A 19,782-nucleotide genomic window follows, 5' to 3' on the forward strand; every position below is an offset into this window, starting at 1 on the left:
GAGCCGCCGTCATCCCGTCCGTGGATGTCGGCGGCTCCGTCCATACTGAGGTCGGGTCCGGCCCCTCACCCGGGGCCCACCCGCCTCGCACACCCGCCCTGCACACCATGGGAGCACCGATGAGCGCGCTGCGTCTGTTCACCTCCGAGTCCGTCACCGAAGGACACCCGGACAAGATCTGCGACCAGATCTCCGACTCGATCCTCGACGGACTGCTCGCGGTGGACACCGGAGCGCGCGTCGCCGTCGAGACGCTCGTCACCACGGGTCTCGTGCACGTCGCGGGGGAGATCCGCACCTCGGGATACGTCGACATCCCGACGATCGTGCGCGACGTGGTGAACGGCATCGGCTACACGTCGAGCGACACGGGCTTCGACGGCTCGTCGTGCGGCGTGAGCGTCTCGGTGGGCGAGCAGTCCGCCGACATCGCGAGCGGCGTGGACCAGGCGCAGGAGCACCGTGAGGGCGGGTCCCGCGATCCGCGCGACCTGCTCGGCGCCGGCGATCAGGGCATCATGTTCGGGTTCGCGACGACCGAGACGCCTCAGCTCATGCCGATGGCCGCGTGGACCGCGCACCGGCTCGCGGAGCGTCTCACCCAGGTGCGCCGCGACGGCACGCTGCCGTTCCTGCGCCCCGACGGCAAGACCCAGGTCACCCTCGGCTACGACGGCTTCACGCCGAAGACGGTGGATGCGGTGGTGCTGTCGACCCAGCACAACCCCGAGGTCTCGCAGGAGGAGCTCAAGGCGCTCGTCCGCGAGCACGTGATCGATCCGGTGCTCGCCACGACCGGGCTCGACCTCGACGGCGTCACGCACTACATCAACCCGGCGGGACCGTTCGTCACGGGCGGCCCGAAGGGCGATGCCGGACTCACCGGCCGCAAGATCATCATCGACACCTACGGCGGCGCGTCCCGCCACGGCGGTGGGGCCTTCAGCGGGAAGGACCCGTCCAAGGTCGACCGCTCGGGTGCGTACGCCATGCGCTGGGTCGCGAAGAACGCCGTCGCGGCAGGACTCGCGGAGCGCCTGGAGGTGCAGGTCGCGTACGCGATCGGCGTCGCGCAGCCCGTCGGCCTGTACGTCGAGACGTTCGGCACGGGCAAGGTCGACGACGAGACGATCACCCGCGCGATCCGCTCGGTGTTCGACCTGCGCCCGCAGGCCATCATCGAGGAGCTCGACCTGCTGCGTCCGATCTACGCCGCCACGGCCGCGTACGGGCACTTCGGCCGCGAGCTGCCGGACTTCACCTGGGAGCAGACGACCCGCGCGGAGGATCTGCGCCGCGCCGCCGGTCTCTGATCGATCCCGTCCTCCCGCAGAGCCCGCCCGTGCCCCGGCCGATCGCCCGCGTCCTGCTGGACTCGCCGGTCCCGCAGCTCGACCGGCTGTTCGACTACGCCATCCCGGACGAGCTCCTCGCGGACGCCCTGCCCGGGGTCCGCGTGCGGGTGCCGCTGCGCTCCGCGGGCCGGGTCATCGACGCCTATCTGGTCGAACTCGCCACGGAGGACGACGACGCCCGAGCCCTCGCCGAGCTCGACGCGGTGGTGTCACGCGCCAGGGTGCTGCCGGAGCGGCTGCATGCCCTCGCCCGCCGGGTCGCGGATCGTGCGGCCGGCGGCGCCTCGGACGTGCTCCGGCTGATCGTGCCCAAGCGTCAGGTCCGGGTCGAGAAGGCGTGGCTCGCGGCCGGCGGGGAGGAGCAGGGGGGACGCGATGAGGATCCGGGCGCCGCGGAAGCCGGATCCGACGACGCGGCCGACGCACAGGACGCGCAGGGGAGCGCAATCGGAGCGGCCGACGAGGTGATCGCGCAGTACTCCGGGCTCGCCGAGGCGCTCGCGGATTCCGCGCGGCTCGCGGTCGAGGCGATCCCGCAGCCGGGCTCCGACGGCTTGCCCGAGTGGACCCGACTGCTCGCTGCCGCCGCCGCGCGCACGCTGGCCGGCGGTGCCTCCGCGATCCTCGTCGTACCCGACTATCGCGACCTCGATCAGCTCCTCGCCGCGCTCGAGGTGCTCGCGCCCGGCGCTCCGGTCGCACGGCTGGACTCCCGTCAGGCCAATCCCGACCGCTACCGGGCCTATCTGCGCACGCTCGAGGACACTCCCTGCATCGTCGTGGGCAACCGCTCCGCCGCCTACGCGCCCGTCCGGGCGGGGCTCGTGGCGCTCTGGGACGACGGTGACAGCCTGCTCGCCGAGCCGCTCGCGCCCGGGGTCCACGCCCGCGATGTCGCGCTGCTCCGGCAGGAGCAGGAGGGCTCCGCTCTGCTGTTCGCCGGTCACACCCGCACCACGGATGTGGAGCGCCTGGTGGAGACGGGTTGGATCCGCTCGATCACGGCCGCCCGACGGCGGCTTCCGCGCGTGGTGCTGGATTCCCCCGAGGATCTGGACCGGCGCGGGCAGCGCTTGCCGTCCCGGGCCTTCCTCACCGCGCGGGAGGCCGCCGCGATGGGGCCCGTGCTGCTGCAGGTCGCCCGGCCCGGGTTCTCGCCGACGCTCGTGTGCGCCTCGTGCCGCACGCCCGCGCGCTGCCGAGCCTGCGGGGGACCGCTGGGCGCCGCGCACCGCGGGGCGACCCCGGTGTGCGGCTGGTGCGGACGTGCAGCACGCCTCTGGGCCTGCGGTTCGTGCGGAGGCGACACCGTGCGCCTCGCCGCCTCGGGGAGCGAGCGCACCGCCGAGGAGCTCGGACGGGCGTTCCCCGGCATCCGGGTGATCGTGGCGGACGGCAGCCATCCGGTCGAGCGCGTCGATGCGAAGCCGGCTCTGGTCGTCGCCACGCGCGGGGCCGAGCCGCGCGCCGACGGGGGATACCGCGCGGTGGTGCTGCTCGACGGATCCCGCATGCTGCAGGCGCCGGAACTGCGCATCGGCGAGTCCTGCCTGCGCTGGTGGTCCAACGCGGCCGCTCTCGGCGCGCCCGGCGCGCCGATCCACCTCGTCGGCGTCGACGGCGCAGTCGCGCGCGCCCTCGCCACATGGACCCAGCCCGCCTACGCGCGCGCCGAGCTCGCCGAGCGCGCGCCGCTGCGCATGCCGCCCTCGGTGCGCGTCGCTCAGATCGAGGGGACCGGCACGGGCGTCCGGCGCGCCCTCGACGACCTCGCAGCGCTGCAACTCCCGCCGGACGCGGTGCTCGGCCCCGTGCCCATCGACGGCGACGAGGACGGCAGGGAGCGCGCGCTCGTGCGCTTCCCCTACGCGGAGGGCGCTCGTGTGGCCGCCGCGCTCCGGGCCGCCGTGGTCGCGGAGGCGATGGGGCGACGGCGGGGGCGCGGCAGAACCGCACGGACTACGCTCTCGGTGAGGCTCGACGTCACCGAACCCGACCTCTGAACCACCCGGACGACCCGGTCGTCCCGCACATCCGAAGCACCTTCGAAGGACCCCCATGCGTCTCGTCTTCGCCGGAACCCCGGCGGCCGCCGTGCCCACCCTCCGTCGCCTCGCGGCCGAGCACGAGATCGTCGCGGTGGTGACCCGCCCCGACGCGCCCCTGGGACGCAAACGGATCCTCACGCCGTCGCCGGTCGCCCAGGAGGCGGACGCGCTCGGGATCCCGGTGATCAGGGCCGCCCGACTGGACGAGGAGGCGACCGGGAGGATCGCCGCGCTGCGACCGGAGCTCGGCGTCATCGTCGCCTACGGCGGACTCGTGCGCGAGCCGCTGCTGAGCGCACCGGAGCACGGCTGGATCAACCTGCACTTTTCCCTCCTCCCGGCGTGGCGGGGGGCAGCGCCCGTCCAGCGGGCGCTCATCGCGGGCGACTCCGAGCTGGGGGCGACCGTGTTCCAGCTCGTGCCGGCGCTGGACGCCGGCGACGTGCACGCGATGCGGGTCTACCCGGTCGCCGACGATGCCACGGCGGACGACGCGCTCGCTTCGCTCGCCGCCGACGGCGCCGCGCTCATGGCCGACGCCGTCGCGGCCATCGCCGACGGCACCGCCCGCCCGACGGCCCAGCAGGGCGAGCCCACGCACGCTGCGAAGCTCACCCTCGAGGACGGCCTGCTGGACTGGGCCGCGTCGGCGGACGCGGTGTACGCGCGCTACCGCGGCGTCACCAGCGAGCCGGGCGCGCACACCACGTTCGAGGGCACGCCGCTCAAGGTGCGCGAGCTCGCGAGGACGGGCGAGACGGATCCACTGGCCCCGGGCGAGCTGCGCGGTGTCCGCGACGGGGTGCTCGTCGGCACGGGCACCCACCCGCTGCTGCTCACGCGCGTGCAGCCCGCGGGCAAGGCCGCGATGGCCGCCGCCGACTGGTTCCGGGGGCTGCGCACCGCCGAGGGCGCCGCGGTGCGACTCGGCGCCGGCGATGCACAGGGCGTGCAGCGGTGAGTGCGCAGGGGCGGCAGGACCGCCGGGGACCGCAGCGGCGGGACGGCGGCAGCGGGCATCGCCCTTCGCCGCGGGACGCCCGCGCCCGAGAGGTGCAGCCCGCGCGCCGCGTCGCCTACGACGTGATCCGCGCCGTCAGCACGTCCGACGCGTACGCCAACCTGCTCTTGCCCGGGGCGATCCGGGAAGCCGGGTTGAGCGGTGCGGATGCGGCTCTCGCCACCGAGCTCGCGTACGGGACGCTGCGCCGGATCGGCACCTATGACGCGATCATCGCCCAGGCCGCGGGCCGGGCCACCGCCAGCATCGACCCGCCCGTCCTCGACGCGCTCCGGCTCGGCGTGCATCAGATCCTGGCCACGCGCGTGGCGGCGCACGCCGCCGTCAACGAGTCGGTCAATCTCGTCGCGCGGGAGGCGGGTCGCGGCGCGTCGGGCTTCGCGAACGCCGTGCTCCGCGCCGTCGCCGCACGCACGGAGGACGAATGGCTCGACGTCGTCACGGCCGCCGCGCGCTCCGACGACGAGCGCCTGGGGCTGCGCTTCGCCCACCCGGTGTGGATCATCCGCGCCCTGCGCCGAGCCCTCGCCGCCGAGGGACGCGAGGACGAGCTCGAGGCGCTCCTCGCGGCCGACAACGCCGCACCCGAGGTCACCCTGGTCGCCCTGCCCGGGCTGGCGGAGCCGCAGGAGCCGAGGCGGCCTTATGCGCCGACCGCGTTCGGCTCCGCGGGCGGAGACCCCGGCGCCGTCGTGTCCGCGAACAAAGGCCGGGTGCGCGTCCAGGACGAGGGCTCCCAGCTCGTGGCGCTCGCGCTCGTCGGCGCCCGTCCCGTCGCCCCGGGGGAGCGCTGGCTCGACCTCTGCGCCGGTCCCGGAGGCAAGACCGCGCTGCTCGCCGCGGAGGCGCTGCGGACGGGGGCGACGCTGGATGCGAACGAGGTCGTGCCGGCGCGGACGGGCCTGGTCCGCAAGGCGGTCGCCCCGGTGCCGCTGCACGTCGACGTCGCGGAGGAGGACGGCAGGATCCTCGCCGCCGAGCGCCCCGGCGCCTATGACCGCATCCTGCTCGATGCGCCCTGCACGGGGCTCGGGGCGCTCCGCCGACGTCCGGAGGCGCGCTGGCGCAAGACCGCCGCCGACGTCCCCGAGCTCGCGGCGCTGCAGGAGGAGCTGCTGGCCAGCGCTCTCGGTGCCCTGAGGCCCGGGGGAGTGCTCGCCTACGTGACCTGCTCGCCGCATCTCGCCGAGACCGCGGCGGTCGTGCGGACCGTGCTGCGCGACCGCGACGACATCGAAGAGCTCGACGCCCGCGAGGTCGTCCGGTCGGTCTCGGAGGCTCCGATCGACCTGCCGGCCCCCGCGAGCGGGGCAGGGCACGCGCAGCTCTGGCCGCACCGGCACGGGACCGATGCGATGTTCCTCTCGCTCCTGCGCAAGCGGGCCTAGCCGGCCGACACGAACGCCATACGTCATCCCGGGGCCGGGTCGGCACCGGGATAATGGGCGCATGCCCGCCTCTTCCGCCGCCCTGCCCCCCGCTCCGCGGATCAACCCGTCGATCCTCGCCGCCGACTTCGTCAACATGCAGGCCGAGCTCGCCCGCATCGCGACGGCCGACTTCGCACATGTCGACGTCATGGACAACCATTTCGTGCCGAACCTCACTTTCGGCCCGCAGATGGTGGAGCGCATCCAGGCGACGAGTCCGATCCCGCTCGACGTGCACCTCATGATCACGGACCCGGAGCGATGGGCGCCGGGGTATGCCGAGCTGGGTGCCGCGAGCGTCACCTTCCACCTGGAGGCCGCGACCGACCCCGTCGGACTGGCGCGCAGGTTGCGCGACATCGGGGCGAGGGCGGGTGTCGCGGTCAAGCCGGGCACGGCCGCGGAGCCGCTCTACGACATCCTCGACGAGTTCGATCAGATCCTGGTGATGACCGTGGAGCCGGGCTTCGGCGGCCAGGGGTTCATGCCGGAGACGATGCCCAAGCTGCGCGCCCTCGCGGACGAGGCGAAGCGCCGGGGTTCCGACGTATGGCTGCAGGTGGACGGGGGGATCTCGGACGCGACGATCGCCCAGGCCGCATCCGCCGGTGCCGACACCTTCGTGGCCGGATCCGCCGTCTACGGCGCCCACGACGTCGAGGCCGCCGTCACGCGGCTCCGGGGCCTCGCGCGAGCCGGTAGCCTGGGAGGGTGAAGACCTTCGACGAACTGTTCGCCGAGCTGAGCCGCAAGGCGGCCGAGCGCCCGGAGGGATCCGGGACGGTGCGCGAGCTCGACGCCGGAGTGCACACGATCGGCAAGAAGATCGTGGAGGAGGCGGCCGAGGTCTGGATGGCCGCCGAGTACGAGAGCGACGAGGCCGCGGCCGAGGAGATCTCCCAGCTGCTGTACCACCTGCAGGTGCTCATGCTGGCCAAGGGACTGACCCTGGAGAACGTCTACCGACATCTGTGAAGCGCCCCGACCAGGATCGCTTCGAACGAAAGACCCTTCCATGCTGCGCATTGCCGTCCCGAACAAGGGATCGCTGTCCGAGACCGCCGCCGAGATGCTCGCCGAAGCCGGATACGCCGGCCGCCGCGACACCAAGACCCTGCACGTGATCGACGCCGACAACGACGTCGAGTTCTTCTTCCTCCGTCCCCGTGACATCGCCACCTACGTCGCCTCCGGCGCGCTGGACGTCGGCATCACCGGCCGCGACCTGCTGCGCGACGTGCGCCGCCCGGACGCCCGGGAGATCGAGCAGCTCGGCTTCGCGCGGTCGACCTTCCGCTTCGCCGCGCCTCCCGGCCGGTTCTCGACCCTCGAGGACCTGAACGGGGTGCGCGTCGCATCGGCCTATCCCGGCCTCGTCGACGACTACCTGCGCGAGCACGGCGTCACCGCGGAACTCGTCCCGCTCGACGGCGCGGTGGAGTCCGCGGTGCGCCTGGGGGTCGCCGACGCGATCGCCGACGTCGTGGAGACCGGCACCACGCTGCGCCAGGCCGGGCTGGAGATCTTCGGTCCGGTGATCATCGAGTCCGAGGCGGTGCTCATCAGTCGTCCCGGCGATGCCGAGGGCACCGAGAAGCTGCTGCGGCGCCTGCGGGGCGTCATGGTCGCGCACCGCTTCGTCCTGCTCGACTACGACCTGCCCGCCGATCTCGTCGAAGAGGCTGCGGCGATCGCCCCCGGCCGCGAATCGCCGACCGTGTCGCCGCTGCGCGATCCCGCCTGGGTCGCGGTGCGCGTCATGATCCCGCGTCGGGGCATGAACCAGGTGATGGATCAGCTCTACGCCCTCGGCGCACGGGCGATCCTGGTCACCGCGATCCACGCCGCGAGGCTCTGATGTCGCTCACTGCGCGCGTCATCCCGTGTCTCGACGTGGCCGCGGGCCGCGTCGTCAAGGGCGTGAACTTCGAGAACCTGCGGGACATGGGGGATCCGGTCGAGCTCGCACGGCACTACGCCGCGCAGGGCGCCGATGAGATCACCTTCCTCGATGTGACCGCCACCGTCGACGAGCGCGCCACGACCTACGACGTGGTGCGCCGCACCGCCGAGGAGGTGTTCGTGCCGCTCACCGTCGGCGGCGGCGTGCGCTCGGTCGACGACGTCGCACGACTGCAGGGGGTGGGCGCCGACAAGGTCGGGGTGAACTCCGCAGCGATCGCGCGGCCCGACCTCATCGGCGAGATCGCCGACCGCTTCGGCGCCCAGGTGCTCGTGCTCTCGCTCGACATCAAGCGCAGCCCGCGCACGGCGTCCGGCTTCGCCGTGACGACGCACGGCGGACGCACGGAGACGTCGCTGGACGCCCTGGACTGGGCCCGCGAGGCCATCGAGCGCGGCGCGGGGGAGCTGCTGGTCAACTCCATCGACGCCGACGGCACCAAGGACGGTTTCGACCTGGAGCTGGTCGCCCTCATGAGGGAGATCTCCAGCGTGCCGGTGATCGCGTCGGGCGGCGCCGGCACGGCGGAGGACTTCGCCCCGGCGATCGCGGCCGGTGCCGACGCCGTGCTCGCCGCGAGCGTGTTCCACTCCGGTCAGCTGACCGTGGGGGACGTCAAGGCCGCCCTGAGCGCGGCGGGGGTGCTGGTGCGATGAGCGAGGACACCATCGAGGTCGAGCTGGCCCGGGTCAGCTGGAACGATCAGGGACTCGTCCCGGTGATCGTCCAGCAGTGGGACACGCTCGAGGTGCTCATGATGGCCTGGGCCGACGAGGAGGCGCTCCGGCGCACCCTCACCACGGGACGGGCCACCTACTGGTCGCGCTCCCGTCAGGAGTACTGGCGCAAGGGAGACACCTCGGGTCACGTGCAGCACGTGCACGGCGCTCGACTGGACTGCGACGGCGACACCGTGCTGCTGTTCGTGGACCAGATCGGCGTCGCCTGCCACACCGGCACCCGCACCTGCTTCGACGGGCGGGACCTGAGCGCCGTCGTCTCCGAGGACGGCGAGGCGAGCCGCTGATGCTCACCCGGCGCGCGAAGTCCACGAGCCTGCTGCTGATCCTGGTCGCAGGCGCGCTCGGCGTGCTGTCGTCGACCCAGACCTGGCTGATCGTCGCGCGCGCCGACGGCGGGGAGGCGCTCGACGTCGCCGGAAACGCCGCGCTCCCGGTGCTCGCGCCGCTCAGCCTCACCGCTCTCGCACTCGGAGCGGCCCTCGCCCTCGTCGGCCCGGTGATGCGCCGGATCTTCGCGGGGATCGCCGTGATGGTCGGAGGCCTGCTGCTGGTGCTCACCGCACGGGTGCTCCTGCTGCAGCCGCTCGATGCGGTCGGCCCCGCGCTCACCAAGGTCACGGGGCTGGCGGGCGACGCTGCACTGAAGGGCCTCGTCGACGGCATCACGGTGACGGCCTGGCCCTGGGTCGCGCTCGCGAGCTGGCTCCTGCTGCTGGCCGGAGGGGCGCTCGCCCTGTTCACCGCCGGACGGTGGCGCAGCGGCGGACGCCGCTACCGCACGACGCCGGTGCCGCACGAGGGGCCGGTGGATGCGGTGGAGAGCTGGGACGAGCTCAGCCGGGGCACCGACCCCACCCGCTGACGCGGACCTCCCTCGGCTCCGGGCGCCGTCCGCGGCGAGAAGCCCGATCCCGATAGACTTCAACCACACCACCCGACGCTCGGAGGAGAACATGAGCAACCCCATCGCAGATCCCGGCCACGGACACTCGCCTGCGGCTTGGACCGCCGTGGTGATCATGCTGCTCGGTTTCACCGTGGGCACCACCGCCTTCTTCCTCGACATCCCGGTCGTGGTCTGGGTGGGCGTCGCGCTGATCGTGATCGGAGCGATCTCCGGCTGGGTGCTCTCCAAGGCCGGCTACGGCGCGAAGGGCCCGAAGTACCAGCCGAAGGCGCACTAATGGTGCTCGCCGACCTCACGGCCGGCGCAGTCGAGGACGCCGCCCGTCGCGAGCGGGAGCGCCCCTTCGCGATCGTGGAGCGTGCCGCCCTCGATCGCGCCCCCGCGCTGGACGTGCGCGCCGCGCTGGCCCCCGCCGACCGGGTGAAGATCATCGCCGAGGTGAAGCGGGCGAGCCCGTCCCGCGGGGCCCTGGCCGAGATCCCGGATCCGGCGCTGCAGGCGTCCCTGTACCAGCAGGGCGGGGCCTCCGCGATCAGCGTCCTCACCGAGGAGCGCCGCTTCGGCGGAAGCCTCGGCGATCTCGAGGCCGTGACCGCCGCCGTGCAGATCCCCGTGCTCCGCAAAGACTTCATCGCCACGCCGTATCAGGTGTTCGAGGCCCGCGCCGCCGGGGCTTCCCTTGCGCTGCTGATCGTCGCGGGCCTGGAGCGCGCGAACCTGGAGCGCCTGTACGCCCTCATCCTCGAGCTGGGGATGACGCCGCTGGTCGAGACGCACTCGGCCGAGGAGCTCGAGGTCGCGATCGACCTGGGGGCCCACCTCATCGGCGTCAACGCCCGTGACCTCACCACGCTGGAGCTCGACCGCGACCTGTTCGGACGTCTCGTGGACCGGATCCCCTCGACGTCCGTGAAGATCGCGGAGTCCGCGGTGCTGACCCCCGCCGACGTCGCGCACTACCGCGCCGCCGGCGCCGATGCGGTGCTGATCGGCGAGGCCCTCGTCACCGGCGACCCCGTCGCCACCCTGCATTCCTTCCTGGAGGCCGGATCATGACAAGCACGGAGCGGGCAGCGACCCAGAGCCTGCGCGATCAGCCGGGGCCGTTCTTCGGCGACTTCGGCGGACGGTTCATGCCCGAATCGCTCATCGCGGCGATCGATGAGCTCACCGTCGCGTACCACGAGGCGATCGAGGATCCGGAGTTCCGATCCGAGCTCGCGACCCTCCTGCACTCCTATGCCGGCCGTCCGTCGCCGATCACCGAGGTGCCCCGGTTCGCCGAGCACGCCGGCGGGGCGCGGATCTTCCTCAAGCGCGAGGATCTCAACCACACCGGCTCGCACAAGATCAACAACGTGCTCGGCCAGGCGCTGCTGACCAAGCGTCTGGGCAAGACGCGCGTCATCGCGGAGACCGGGGCGGGCCAGCACGGCGTCGCCACGGCGACCGCTGCCGCGCTGTTCGGCCTGGAGTGCACGATCTACATGGGCGAGGTCGACACCGAGCGCCAGGCGCTCAACGTCGCCCGCATGCGCCTCCTCGGCGCAGAGGTGGTGCCCGTCACCACCGGCTCGCGCACGCTCAAGGACGCGATCAACGACGCGTATCGCGACTGGGTCGCCACCGTCGAGACCACCAACTACATCTTCGGCACGGCGGCGGGCCCGCACCCGTTCCCGGCGATGGTGCGCGACTTCCAGAAGATCATCGGCGAAGAGGCGCGTCAGCAGCTGCTCGACGAGGCGGGGCGGCTGCCCGACGCGGTGCTGGCCTGCGTCGGAGGCGGATCCAACGCGATCGGCATGTTCGACGCGTTCCTGGACGACGCGGCCGTGCGCCTCTACGGCGTGGAGGCGGCCGGAGACGGCGTCGACACCCCGAAGCACGCCGCTTCGATCGAGCGCGGCCGACCGGGCGTGCTGCACGGCGCCCGCACCTACGTCCTGCAGGACGAGGACGGGCAGACGATCGAGTCGCACTCGATCTCGGCCGGCCTGGACTACCCGGGCGTCGGTCCCGAGCACTCCTGGCTCAGTGCGATCGGGCGCGCCGAGTACATCCCGGCGACCGACGACGAGGCGATGCAGGCGCTGCGCCTGCTCAGCCGCACCGAGGGCATCATCCCGGCGATCGAGTCGGCGCACGCCCTCGCGGGCGCGATCCGGATCGGCAAAGACCTCGGACCCGATGCGATCCTCGCGGTGTGCCTCTCCGGACGGGGCGACAAGGACATGGACACCGCGGCGCGGTACTTCGGACTGTACGACGAGGGCGCCGCAGAGAACGGAGCCGGCGCATGAGCCGCGTCGAAGAGGCCATCCGTCGCGCGCACGACGCCGGGCGGGGCGCCTTCATCGGCTACCTCCCGGTCGGCTACCCGGACCTGCAGACCAGCATCGACGCCGCGATCGCGCTCGCGCGCAACGGCGTCGACATCATCGAGCTGGGCCCGCCCTACAGCGACCCCGTCATGGACGGCGCGATCATCCAGGAGGCCACGCAGGCGGCGCTCGCGAACGGCTTCCGGATGCGCGACCTGTTCACCGCGGTCAAGGCGATCACGGACGCCGTCGAGGCGCCCGTCGTCGTCATGACGTACTGGAACCCGGTGCTGCAGTACGGCGTAGACCGCTACGCCGACGATCTCCTCGCCGCGGGCGGTGCGGGGCTCATCACGCCGGACATCACGCCCGAGGCCGCACCCGAGTGGATCGCCGCGAGCGAGCGCACCGGGCTGGACCGCGTCTTCCTGGCCGCGCCGACCTCGACCGACGAGCGGCTCGACCTGGTCGCGTCGAGCTCGACCGGCTTCGTGTACACGGTCTCGACCATGGGGATCACCGGTGAGCGCGCCGAACTGGACAAGGCGGCCCGCACCCTCGTCGGACGGCTCCGCGCGCACGGGGCAGGACGCGCCTGCGTCGGCATCGGCATCTCCACGGCCGACCAGATCGCCGGGGTGCTGGAGTACGCCGACGGCGCGATCGTCGGCACCGCCCTCGTGCGCGCCCTCCGGGACGGGGGAGTGGAACGCCTCGCCGAGGTGACCCGCGAGCTCGCCACCGGCACGCCGCGCGCACGGTGACGGCGCCCTGACGTCGTAGACTCGTGATCATGCCCTTCGCGCTCCAGAACGCCCTCATCGGCGTGCACGCCAGCATCCCGAGCCCGCCGGTCAGCTACTTCACGCTGAACATCTTCGGGTGGACGCTGCAGATCCACTTCTACGCGCTGTGCATCATCGCCGGCATCATCGTGGCCACGCTGATGACGAACCACCGCCTCACGAAGCGCGGGGCGGAGCGCTGGGTCGTCGTCGACATCTGCATCATCGCGGTGCCGCTGGCGATCATCGGCGCGCGCATCTTCCACGTGCTGACCCACCCCGGCTTCTACTTCGGCCCGGGCAAGAACACCTGGAACCCGTTCGAGCCCGGCTCGGTCTGGGCCATCTGGGAGGGCGGCATCGCCATCTTCGGCGCGCTCATCGGCGGTGCGATCGGCGCCTGGCTCGGCTGCAAGTGGACCGGGGTGCGCTTCTCGGCCTTCGCCGACGCGCTGGCCCCGGGTCTCATCCTCGCGCAGGCGTTCGGCCGGTTCGGCAACTACTTCAACCACGAGCTCTTCGGTCTGCCCACCGACCTTCCGTGGGGCCTGGAGATCGAGTCCACGAACTCGGCCTTCCCGGCGGGACTCGCCCCGGGAACCCTGTTCCACCCCACGTTCCTGTACGAGGTCATCTGGAACACGCTCGGCTGCCTGTTCCTGCTGTGGCTGGGCCGCAGGCTGCGTCTGCAGTGGGGCAAGCTGTTCGCCGTCTACCTCATCTGGTACGGCGCCGGACGCATGGTCTGGGAGTCGATCCGCATCGACCCGAGCGAGATCTACTTCGGCCTCCGCACGAACGTCTGGGCCGCGCTGTTCGGCGTGGTGCTGGGCATCGTGATCCTCTTCGTCCAGACGCGTCGTCACCCGGGCTTCGAGCCCTCCGCCTACCAGCCCGGTCGGGAGCCGAGCGACGCTGCTGTAGAATCGCACAACCCCGATGATTTCGTCGACCTGAGTGAGCCTCAGTCCGACGACGATCGCGTGGAGGCGGACGCCACGAGCGCCGCTTCCCGCCCCTGAGAACGGCGCCGACAGGAGCCTCGCTGCGGTGGACGCACGTCCACCGCGAACCACGCACTGAACGAGCGGGCCGATGATGTCCCCGGGTTCATCTGAAATCTGAGGACGGTGACTGGTGTACTTCCAGCCTCCCTACGGCGCTTCCGGCGCTTACCCCCCGAAGCAGGGGATGTACAACCCTGCGTTCGAGAAGGACGCCTGCGGCCTGGCCATGGTCGCGACGTTGCGCGGGGAGCCGGGCCACGACATCATCGCGCTCGCGCTCGAGGCGCTGCGCAACCTGGAGCACCGCGGCGCCATCGGCTCCGATGCGGGCACCGGCGACGGCGCCGGGATCCTGACGCAGATGCCGGATGCGTTCCTGCGGGAGGTCGTCTCCTTCGAGCTTCCCCCGGTCGGCGAGTACGCCGCCGGACTCGCCTTCCTGCCGCTCGACTCCCGCACCCGCCGCACGCAGAAGGCCGGCATCGAGAAGATCGCCGCGGAGGAGGGCCTCACCGTCCTCGGCTGGCGCGAGGTGCCCACGGCCAACCAGCATCTCGGCAAGCTCGCCGACGAGGCGCGTCCCGCGTTCGAGCAGCTCTTCGTCTCGCGTCCCGCGTCGGCTTCCGCCGAGGCGCTCTCCGGCATCGCGCTCGATCGCGTCGCCTACCGGCTGCGCAAGCGCGCGGGTCACGAGCTCGACGCCTACTTCGTCTCGCTGTCGGCGCGCACCCTCGGCTACAAGGGCATGGTCACGACCCTCCAGCTGGAGCCGTTCTACCCCGACCTGCAGGACGAGCGCTTCGCCTCGGAGCTCGCGGTCGTGCACTCGCGCTACTCGACCAACACGTTCCCGTCGTGGCCGCTCGCGCAGCCGCTGCGCATGCTCGCCCACAACGGCGAGATCAACACCGTCGGCGGCAACCGCAACTGGATGCGCGCCCGGCAGTCGCAGCTCGAGTCCGAACTGCTCGGCGACATCCGCCCGCTCCTGCCGATCTGCACCGACGGCGCCAGCGACTCGGCATCGTTCGACGAGGTGCTCGAGCTGCTCACCCTCACGGGACGCAGCCTCCCGCACGCGATCATGATGATGGTGCCCGCAGCCTGGGAGCGCCAGACGGATCTGGATCCGGATCTGCGTGCGTTCTACGAGTACCACGCGAACCAGATGGAGCCGTGGGACGGTCCGGCCGCCCTCATCTTCACCGACGGCACGCTCGTCGGCGCCACCCTCGACCGCAACGGGCTGCGCCCGGGCCGGTGGACCGAGACGACCGACGGTCTCGTCGTCATCGGCAGCGAGACCGGAGTGCTCGAGTTCGAGCCCGAGCGCATCAAGCGCCGCGGGCGCCTGCAGCCCGGCACGATGTTCGTCGTCGACACGGCGCAGCGCCGCATCGTCGAGGACGACGAGGTCAAGCGCGACCTCGCGAACCTGCACCCGTGGCAGGAATGGCTGGAGGAGGGGCGCGTGCGCCTCGCCGACCTCCCGGAGCGCGAGCACATCGTGCACCCGGTCGCCTCCATCACCCGGCGCCAGCGCACCTTCGGCTACACCGAGGAGGAGGTGCGGATCCTGCTCACGCCGATGGGGCAGACCGGCGCCGAGCCGCTCGGCGCCATGGGCAGCGACACGCCGATCGCGGTGCTCTCCGAGCGTCCCCGCCTGCTCTTCGACTACTTCGTGCAGCAGTTCGCCCAGGTGACCAACCCGCCGCTGGACGCCATCCGCGAGGAGGTCGTCACCAACCTGTCCCTGGGCCTCGGCCCGGAGCGCAACCTGCTCGACTGGGGCCCGGACCACGCCCGCACGATCGTGCTGGACTTCCCGGTCATCGACAACGACGAGCTCGCCAAGATCCGCCACATCGACAAGTCCCGGCCGGAGCGCTCCAGCGCGACGATCAAGGGCCTGTACCACTTCGACGCCGGGCCCGACTCGCTGGCTCGCCGCCTCGAGGAGATGTGCGCAGAGGTCGACGAGGCCATCGAGCGCGGCGCGGAGCTCATCATCCTCAGCGACCGCGACTCCAATAAGGACCTCGCGCCGATCCCGTCGCTGCTGATGCTGTCGGCCGTGCATCACCACCTCATCCGCCGCGAGGACCGGATGAAGGTCGGTCTCGTGGTGGAGGCCGGTGATGTGCGCGAGGTGCACCACGTGGCCACGCTCATCGGCTACGGCGCGTCCGCGGTGAACCCGTACCTCGCGATGGAGACGGTCGAGCACCTCGTGCGCACCGGCTACATCACCGGCATCACGCCGGAGAAGGCGGTCCGCAACCTCATCTACGCGCTCGGCAAGGGCGTGCTGAAGATCATGTCCAAGATGGGCATCTCCACCGTCGGCTCCTACGCCGGGGCGCAGGTCTTCGAAGCCGTGGGCCTCAGCCAGGAGCTCATCGACGCCTACTTCACCGGCACCGAGACCAAGCTCGGCGGCATCGGCATCGAGGACCTCTTCGCAGAGAACCAGGCGCGGCACGACTTCGCCTACCCGGAGGACGCGGCGGCGCGTGCGCACGAGCGTCTCTGGACCGGCGGCGAGTACCAGTGGCGCCGCGACGGCTCGCCGCACCTGTTCAACCCGGACACCGTGTTCCGCCTGCAGCACTCGACGCGCACCCGGCGGTACGACATCTTCCGCGAGTACACCAAGCTCGTGGACGACCAGGCCAGGGAGCTGAAGACCCTGCGCGGGCTGTTCGAGCTGCGCACCGGGGAGCGTCCGGCAGTGCCGATCGACGAGGTCGAGCCCGTCTCCGCCATCGTCAAGCGCTTCTCCACCGGGGCGATGAGCTACGGCTCGATCTCCCAGGAGGCGCACGAGACTCTCGCGATCGCGATGAACCGCCTCGGCGCGAAGTCGAACACGGGCGAGGGCGGCGAGGATCCGGAGCGCCTGGTCGACCCGGAGCGCCGCAGCGCGATCAAGCAGGTCGCCTCCGGCCGGTTCGGCGTCACGAGCCAGTACCTCACCGCGGCCGACGACATCCAGATCAAGCTCGCCCAGGGCGCGAAGCCCGGTGAAGGCGGTCAGTTGCCTCCGCAGAAGGTCTACCCGTGGATCGCGCGCACCCGCCACGCGACGCCGGGCGTCGGGCTCATCTCCCCGCCGCCGCACCACGACATCTACTCGATCGAGGACCTCAAGCAGCTCATCTTCGATCTGAAGCGGGCCAACCCGAACGCGCGGATCCACACCAAGCTGGTGAGTCAGTCCGGCATCGGCGCGGTCGCGGCGGGCGTCGCGAAGGCGCTCAGCGACGTCGTGCTCGTCTCCGGCCATGACGGAGGCACGGGCGCGAGCCCGCTGAACTCCCTCAAGCACGCCGGCACCCCCTGGGAGCTCGGTCTGGCCGAGACCCAGCAGACGCTGATGCTCAACGGCATGCGCGACCGCGTGGTCGTGCAGGTCGACGGCCAGCTGAAGACCGGCCGCGACGTTATCATCGGGGCGCTCCTGGGCGCCGAGGAGTTCGGTTTCGCCACCGCTCCGCTCGTCGTCTCGGGCTGCATCATGATGCGCGTGTGTCACCTGGACACCTGCCCGGTCGGCGTCGCCACGCAGAACCCGGTGCTCCGCGAGCGGTTCACCGGCAAGCCGGAGTTCGTCGTGAACTTCATGGAGTTCATCGCGGAGGAGGTGCGGGAGCTCCTGGCCGCCCTCGGCTTCCGCAGTCTCGACGAGATCATCGGCCGCGCCGATCTGCTCCGCACCGATGCCGCCATCCGGCACTGGAAGGCGGACGGCCTCGACCTCGCCCCGATGCTCGAGGGCCCGGCGTTCCCTGCGCACGAACCGCGCCGCAGCGCGCGCACGCAGGACCACGAGCTCGAGAAGCACTTCGACACTCCGCTGCTCGAAGCGGCGCGCGAGGCGATCGAGAACGGCACGCCGGTCTCTTTCGATCTGCCGATCCGCAACACGGAGCGCGCCGTCGGGACGATGCTCGGCCATGCCGTGACCGTGCGCCACGGGGGAGAGGGCCTGCCGTCGGGGACGATCGGGATCTCGCTGCGCGGAACCGCCGGCCAGTCGCTCGGAGCGTTCCTGCCACGGGGCATCTCGATCTCCCTCGAGGGAGATGCCAACGACTACGTCGGCAAGGGCCTCTCCGGCGGCGAGATCGCGATCCGTCCGCACCGCGGCGCGGACTTCGAGCCGCACCGCAACGTCATCGCGGGCAACGTGATCGGCTACGGCGCGACGAGCGGGACCATCCACATCTCCGGCGTCGTCGGCGAGCGGTTCCTGGTCCGCAACTCGGGCGCGACCGCGGTCGCCGAGGGCGTGGGCGACCACGCGCTGGAGTACATGACCGGCGGCGTCGCCGTGATCCTCGGCAGCACCGGTCGTAACCTCGGAGCCGGCATGTCCGGCGGCATCGCCTACGTGCGCGACCTGCACACCGAGCGCGTGAACCCGCTGTCGCTGGACGCGGGGGAGCTGGAGCTGCTCCCGCTCGACGAGGTGGATGCGCAGGAGCTCCGCGAGCTGCTCGCCCAGCACGTGGAGCGCACCGGATCCCCGCTCGCCGCGGAGATCCTGGGGGACGACGACTTCGCCGCCTCCTTCACGAAGATCCTGCCCCGGGACTACGCGGCCGTGCTGCGGACCAGGGCAGAGGCAGAGGCCGAGGGGATCGACCCCGACGGCTCCATTGTCTGGACCCGCATCCTGGAGGTGACCGGTGGCTGATCCCAAGGGCTTCCTGAACGTCACGGAGCGCGAGCTCCCCGCCCGCCGGCCCGTTCCGGTCCGCATCATGGACTGGAAGGAGGTGTACGAGCCGGGCGATTCGGCCGTGCTCCGCCGCCAGGCCAGCCGATGCATGGACTGCGGTGTGCCGTTCTGCCATCAGGGGTGCCCGCTCGGCAACCTCATCCCGGAGTGGAACGACCTCACCTGGCGCGGCGAGGGCCGGGCCGCGATCGAGCGTCTGCACGCGACGAACAACTTCCCGGAGTTCACCGGGCGGCTGTGCCCGGCGCCCTGCGAGAGCGCCTGCGTGCTGGGGATCAACCAGCCCGCCGTCACGATCAAGCAGATCGAGGTGTCGATCATCGACCAGGCGTTCGCCTCGGGCTGGGTCGAGGCCCAGCCCCCGGAGCGCCTGACGGGCAAGACCGTCGCGGTCGTCGGATCCGGTCCCGCGGGGCTCGCCGCGGCGCAGCAGCTCACCCGGGCGGGCCACACGGTGGCCGTCTTCGAGCGCGACGATCGCATCGGCGGACTGCTGCGCTACGGGATCCCGGACTTCAAGATGGAGAAGTCGCACCTGGACGCGCGCCTGCGGCAGATGTCGGAGGAAGGCACCCGGTTCCGTGCCGGCGTGAACATCGGCGTCGACATCACGTGGGACGACCTGCGCACCCGCTACGACGCCGTGGTCATCGCGACGGGGGCCACGCTGCCCCGAGAGCTCGCGATCCCCGGGCGGGACCTCGACGGGGTGCACTTCGCCATGGAGTACCTGGTCGAGTCGAACAAGGCCGTCGCCGGCGACCCGGTCTCGAACCAGATCTCGGCCGAGGGCAAGCACGTCATCGTGATCGGCGGCGGCGACACCGGAGCGGACTGCATCGGCACGGCGCACCGCCAGGGCGCGCTGAGCGTCACCAACCTCGCGATCGGGCGCCAGCCGTCCGCGCATCGGCCGGACCACCAGCCGTGGCCGATGATGCCGACCGTGTTCGAGGTCTCCTCCGCCCACGAGGAGGGCGGCGCGCGCGAGTACCTCGCGTCGACCGTCGAGTTCCTCGGCAACGAGGCCGGCGAGGTGCGCGCCCTGCGCGTGGCCGAGACCGAGTTCGTGGACGGCCGTCGTGTGCCCCGCAGCGGCACCGAGCGCGAGATCCCGGCCGATCTCGTCCTCATCGCGATGGGCTTCACCGGTCCCGAGCACGACACGTTCGGCGAAGAGGCGCCGCAGCGCACCGACCGCGGCGCCTTCCGCCGCGACGAGGACTACGCCTCGACGCTCCCCGGCGTGTTCGTCGCGGGAGACGCGGGGCGCGGTCAGTCGCTCATCGTGTGGGCCATCGCCGAGGGTCGCGCCGCGGCCGCCGCCGTCGACCGTCATCTCATGGGGGAGACGGTGCTGCCCGCGCCGGTCCGTCCGTCGGATGTCGCGATCGGGGTCCAGCCCGCGTAGGCTGGCCCCGGCAGCGTGGCCCTTTATTCCATCCCCCTGAC

General features: G+C 71.9%; 17 protein-coding genes. All 17 read left to right on the plus strand.

The features are described from left to right. The first annotated feature begins 119 nt into the window (after positions 1 to 119). The 17 genes from metK (at position 120) to WFJ17_RS08190 (ending at position 19,741) form a co-directional block, all read left to right on the plus strand. Positions 120 to 1,313: a methionine adenosyltransferase gene (gene metK / locus WFJ17_RS08110; RefSeq protein ID WP_251439737.1), complete on the plus strand. Its 1,194-nt coding sequence runs from the start codon at positions 120 to 122 to the stop codon at positions 1,311 to 1,313. A gap of 29 nt (positions 1,314 to 1,342) precedes the next feature. Further along, complete coding sequence (locus WFJ17_RS08115; protein WP_251439739.1) at positions 1,343 to 3,358, plus strand: primosomal protein N'; 2,016 nt, start codon at positions 1,343 to 1,345, stop codon at positions 3,356 to 3,358. Positions 3,359 to 3,413: 55 nt separating this feature from the next. Next, on the plus strand, positions 3,414 to 4,364 hold the full coding sequence (fmt, locus tag WFJ17_RS08120; RefSeq protein ID WP_292887140.1) for a methionyl-tRNA formyltransferase: 951 nt from the start codon (positions 3,414 to 3,416) through the stop codon (positions 4,362 to 4,364). Positions 4,365 to 4,456: 92 nt separating this feature from the next. Beyond that, positions 4,457 to 5,812: an RsmB/NOP family class I SAM-dependent RNA methyltransferase gene (locus WFJ17_RS08125; RefSeq protein ID WP_336648192.1), complete on the plus strand. Its 1,356-nt coding sequence runs from the start codon at positions 4,457 to 4,459 to the stop codon at positions 5,810 to 5,812. Between the two features lie 61 nt (positions 5,813 to 5,873). Next, entirely contained in the window at positions 5,874 to 6,569 is a 696-nt protein-coding gene (rpe, locus tag WFJ17_RS08130) for a ribulose-phosphate 3-epimerase (protein WP_251439743.1), read from the plus strand. After that, a complete protein-coding gene (locus tag WFJ17_RS08135; RefSeq protein WP_045252002.1) occupies positions 6,566 to 6,829 on the plus strand; it encodes a phosphoribosyl-ATP diphosphatase in 264 nt (87 codons plus the stop codon). Before rpe ends, WFJ17_RS08135 begins: the two co-directional genes overlap by 4 nt. A 40-nt stretch (positions 6,830 to 6,869) precedes the next feature. Next, positions 6,870 to 7,712, plus strand: a complete 843-nt coding sequence (hisG, locus tag WFJ17_RS08140; RefSeq protein ID WP_251439744.1) for an ATP phosphoribosyltransferase — start codon at positions 6,870 to 6,872, stop codon at positions 7,710 to 7,712. Further along, on the plus strand, positions 7,712 to 8,473 hold the full coding sequence (hisF, locus tag WFJ17_RS08145) for an imidazole glycerol phosphate synthase subunit HisF (RefSeq protein ID WP_251439745.1): 762 nt from the start codon (positions 7,712 to 7,714) through the stop codon (positions 8,471 to 8,473). The genes hisG and hisF overlap by 1 nt, the downstream gene beginning before the upstream one ends. Continuing rightward, positions 8,470 to 8,844, plus strand: a complete 375-nt coding sequence (gene hisI, locus WFJ17_RS08150) for a phosphoribosyl-AMP cyclohydrolase (RefSeq protein WP_251439746.1) — start codon at positions 8,470 to 8,472, stop codon at positions 8,842 to 8,844. The genes hisF and hisI overlap by 4 nt, the downstream gene beginning before the upstream one ends. Continuing rightward, positions 8,844 to 9,422, plus strand: coding sequence for a Trp biosynthesis-associated membrane protein (locus WFJ17_RS08155; protein WP_251439747.1), 579 nt, complete (start codon positions 8,844 to 8,846; stop codon positions 9,420 to 9,422). Before hisI ends, WFJ17_RS08155 begins: the two co-directional genes overlap by 1 nt. A gap of 91 nt (positions 9,423 to 9,513) precedes the next feature. Next, the gene (locus WFJ17_RS08160) at positions 9,514 to 9,744 is read left to right on the plus strand and encodes a DUF6704 family protein (protein ID WP_251439750.1); all 231 of its coding nucleotides are present in this window, start codon (positions 9,514 to 9,516) and stop codon (positions 9,742 to 9,744) included. A gap of 2 nt (positions 9,745 to 9,746) precedes the next feature. After that, positions 9,747 to 10,523 carry an indole-3-glycerol phosphate synthase TrpC gene (gene trpC / locus WFJ17_RS08165; protein ID WP_251442338.1) on the plus strand — a complete coding sequence of 259 codons (777 nt, stop codon included), beginning with the start codon at positions 9,747 to 9,749 and terminating at the stop codon, positions 10,521 to 10,523. Then, the gene (gene trpB, locus WFJ17_RS08170; RefSeq protein WP_336648127.1) at positions 10,520 to 11,770 is read left to right on the plus strand and encodes a tryptophan synthase subunit beta; all 1,251 of its coding nucleotides are present in this window, start codon (positions 10,520 to 10,522) and stop codon (positions 11,768 to 11,770) included. The genes trpC and trpB overlap by 4 nt, the downstream gene beginning before the upstream one ends. Further along, a complete protein-coding gene (gene trpA / locus WFJ17_RS08175) occupies positions 11,767 to 12,555 on the plus strand; it encodes a tryptophan synthase subunit alpha (RefSeq protein WP_251439755.1) in 789 nt (262 codons plus the stop codon). The genes trpB and trpA overlap by 4 nt, the downstream gene beginning before the upstream one ends. Positions 12,556 to 12,584: 29 nt before the next feature. After that, positions 12,585 to 13,598, plus strand: a complete 1,014-nt coding sequence (lgt, locus tag WFJ17_RS08180) for a prolipoprotein diacylglyceryl transferase (protein ID WP_336648128.1) — start codon at positions 12,585 to 12,587, stop codon at positions 13,596 to 13,598. Between the two features lie 169 nt (positions 13,599 to 13,767). Next, a complete protein-coding gene (gene gltB / locus WFJ17_RS08185; protein ID WP_251439761.1) occupies positions 13,768 to 18,285 on the plus strand; it encodes a glutamate synthase large subunit in 4,518 nt (1,505 codons plus the stop codon). Then, complete coding sequence (locus WFJ17_RS08190; RefSeq protein ID WP_251439765.1) at positions 18,278 to 19,741, plus strand: glutamate synthase subunit beta; 1,464 nt, start codon at positions 18,278 to 18,280, stop codon at positions 19,739 to 19,741. Before gltB ends, WFJ17_RS08190 begins: the two co-directional genes overlap by 8 nt. The last annotated feature ends 41 nt before the right edge of the window (positions 19,742 to 19,782 follow it).

Source organism: Microbacterium sp. MMO-10, assembly GCF_037148715.1.
In the GTDB taxonomy this organism is placed as follows: domain Bacteria; phylum Actinomycetota; class Actinomycetes; order Actinomycetales; family Microbacteriaceae; genus Microbacterium.

Excerpts from the sequence above, each read along its gene's own strand:
- trpB (WP_336648127.1), top strand. The coding sequence starts at position 10,520 with ATGACAAGCACGGAGCGGGCAGCGACCCAGAGCCTGCGCGATCAGCCG.
- WFJ17_RS08160 (WP_251439750.1), top strand. The coding sequence starts at position 9,514 with ATGAGCAACCCCATCGCAGATCCCGGCCACGGACACTCGCCTGCGGCT.
- gltB (WP_251439761.1), top strand. The coding sequence starts at position 13,768 with ATGTACAACCCTGCGTTCGAGAAGGACGCCTGCGGCCTGGCCATGGTC.
- fmt (WP_292887140.1), top strand. The coding sequence starts at position 3,414 with ATGCGTCTCGTCTTCGCCGGAACCCCGGCGGCCGCCGTGCCCACCCTC.
- rpe (WP_251439743.1), top strand. The coding sequence starts at position 5,874 with ATGCCCGCCTCTTCCGCCGCCCTGCCCCCCGCTCCGCGGATCAACCCG.
- hisG (WP_251439744.1), top strand. The coding sequence starts at position 6,870 with ATGCTGCGCATTGCCGTCCCGAACAAGGGATCGCTGTCCGAGACCGCC.
- lgt (WP_336648128.1), top strand. The coding sequence starts at position 12,585 with ATGCCCTTCGCGCTCCAGAACGCCCTCATCGGCGTGCACGCCAGCATC.
- hisI (WP_251439746.1), top strand. The coding sequence starts at position 8,470 with ATGAGCGAGGACACCATCGAGGTCGAGCTGGCCCGGGTCAGCTGGAAC.
- metK (WP_251439737.1), top strand. The coding sequence starts at position 120 with ATGAGCGCGCTGCGTCTGTTCACCTCCGAGTCCGTCACCGAAGGACAC.
- WFJ17_RS08155 (WP_251439747.1), top strand. The coding sequence starts at position 8,844 with ATGCTCACCCGGCGCGCGAAGTCCACGAGCCTGCTGCTGATCCTGGTC.
- hisF (WP_251439745.1), top strand. The coding sequence starts at position 7,712 with ATGTCGCTCACTGCGCGCGTCATCCCGTGTCTCGACGTGGCCGCGGGC.
- trpA (WP_251439755.1), top strand. The coding sequence starts at position 11,767 with ATGAGCCGCGTCGAAGAGGCCATCCGTCGCGCGCACGACGCCGGGCGG.